This is a genomic window from Dellaglioa sp. CoH-57-MRSF-18 (assembly GCF_056781995.1).
Window position 1 is genome coordinate 1 of the sequence record NZ_JBXAXX010000108.1, and the last position, 408, is coordinate 408.

The 408-nt window shown below is 52.7% G+C and carries 1 protein-coding gene; it reads left to right on the plus strand.

Annotation, left to right across the window (positions count from 1 at the left end; all coding sequences use genetic code 11):
• Window positions 1–337 (plus strand): hypothetical protein (locus tag AC1RPG_RS08295; RefSeq protein WP_481762515.1); only part of this gene is annotated, 337 nt, incomplete at its 5' end.
• Window positions 338–408: the final 71 nt, after the last annotated feature.

Here is a 408-nt window from a genome sequence, read left to right on the forward strand (position 1 = left end):
GAATCAATCTGCACTATCGAGCATGAGTTCGAAGAACGTGGCGTCCTCGAATTCTGGAGATGTTGATGTGTACTCTTCGTCGGACACTATCCCGGCAGGGTATTCGGCTCGCGCGCAGCTGGTGGAAACCTACTTCACCAAGACTTCGACGACGGCTCCTGTGGTTAGCGTAGGGCTGCGTAGTGCAGCTGCTGAAACAGACAGCGCCCAAATCACGGTCTCGGGAACAACACCAACATACGCATCGGGCCTGTCTGATATTGACCCCAACGGAAACAAGGCATGGTCTACCAACTCGATCAAGGCGTCGCAGTTTGTCTTGAACCATATAACCTAATGCGAGGGTGACTATGGCAGGTAATCCGGTAAAGGCGCAGTCCCTAGCCAGACAGGTACTTACAGTTCAAT